The sequence below is a fragment of the Burkholderia sp. 9777_1386 genome (assembly GCF_015712265.1).
Lineage (GTDB): Bacteria > Pseudomonadota > Gammaproteobacteria > Burkholderiales > Burkholderiaceae > Burkholderia > Burkholderia cenocepacia.
The window spans coordinates 1-1,727 of sequence record NZ_JACCQB010000117.1; the positions used below are offsets into that span (position 1 = coordinate 1).

Consider the following 1,727-nt stretch of genomic DNA (forward strand, 5'->3'; position numbering starts at 1 on the left):
CGCTTCAGCACCACGAACGCCACGACCGCCTCGCCCGTCGTATCGTCCGGACGGCCGACCACCGCTGCCTCGGCCACGAGTGCATGCGACACCAGCGCCGACTCGATCTCCATCGTGCCGAGCCGGTGGCCCGACACGTTCAGCACGTCGTCGATCCGGCCCATGATCGTGAAGTAGCCGGTCTCCTTGTCGCGCACGGTGCCGTCGCCGGCCAGATAGAGCGTGCCGCCGAGCTCTTCCGGGTAGTAGCTTTTCTTGAAACGCTCCGGGTCGCCCCAGATCGTGCGGATCATCGCGGGCCACGGGCGCTTGACGACCAAAATGCCGCCTTGCCCGTTCGGCACGTCCTGCCCCGTCTCGTCGACCACCGCGGCCGTGATGCCCGGCAGCGGCAGCGTGCACGAACCCGGCACGGTCGGCGTGGCGCCCGGCAGCGGCGTGATCATGTGGCCGCCGGTCTCGGTCTGCCACCACGTATCGACGATCGGGCAGCGCTCGTGGCCGACGTGCTTGTGGTACCACATCCACGCTTCCGGATTGATCGGCTCGCCGACCGTGCCGATGATGCGCAGGCTCGACAGGTCATAGCTCTTCGGATGCACCTTGTCGTCGGCTTCGGCCGCCTTGATCAGCGAACGGATCGCGGTCGGCGCGGTGTAGAACACGGTGACCTTGTGATCGCCGATCATCTTCCAGAAGCGGCCGGCGTCCGGATACGTCGGCACGCCTTCGAACACGACCTGCGTGCCGCCGCATGCGAGCGGGCCGTAGGTGATGTACGTGTGGCCCGTGACCCAGCCGATGTCGGCCGTGCACCAGAACACGTCGTCGGGTTTCCAGTCGAAGGTCCACTTCATCGTCTGCGCGGCCCACAGCAGGTAGCCGCCCGTGCTGTGCTGCACGCCCTTCGGCTTGCCGGTCGAGCCCGACGTATACAGGATGAACAGCGGATGCTCGGCGCCGACCCAGGTCGGCTCGCAGCGGTCGGATTCGCCGTCCACCAACTCGTGCATCCACAGGTCGCGGCCTGCATGCCAGTCGATCTTGCCGCCGGTGCGGCGATAGACGATCACGCTCTTGACCGCTTCGCAGCCGCCCAGCGCGATCGCCTCGTCGGCGATGCTCTTGAGCGGCAGCGTCTTGCCGCCGCGCGCCTGCTCGTCGGCGGTGATCAGCGCGACCGCGCCGACGTCGACGAGCCGCTCGTTCAGCGATTTCGCGGAGAAGCCGCCGAACACGACCGAGTGGGTCGCGCCGATGCGCGCGCAGGCCTGCATCGCGACGATGCCTTCGATCGACATCGGAATGTAGATGACGACGCGATCGCCCTTGCCGATCCCGCGTTTCTTCAGCGCATTCGCGAAGCGCGATACGCGCGCGAGGAGATCGGCATAGGTGACGCGGGTGACGGTGCCGTCGTCGGCCTCGAAGATCACCGCGACGCGCTCGCCGTGGCCGGCTTCGACGTGACGGTCGAGACAGTTGTACGACGCGTTCAGCTCGCCGTCGTCGAACCAGGTGTAGAACGGCGCGTTGCGCTCGTCGAGCACCTTCGTGAACGGCTTGTGCCACGTGAGGCCTGCGCGCGCGAGACGCGCCCAGAAGCCTTCGTAATCCTGCTCGGCCTCGGCGACGAGCGCGCGATAGGCCGGCATGCCGGAAATGGCCGCCGTCTTCTCGAGCGCCGCGGGCGGCGCGAACTGACGGGTTTCGTGAAGAACCGATTC

At 67.3% G+C, this 1,727-nt stretch carries 1 protein-coding gene; it reads right to left on the reverse strand.

Going from position 1 to position 1,727, the window contains the following annotated elements:
* A partial coding sequence (acs, locus tag H0X91_RS34600; protein WP_196433814.1) for an acetate--CoA ligase occupies window positions 1-1,727 on the reverse strand: 1,727 nt, incomplete at both ends.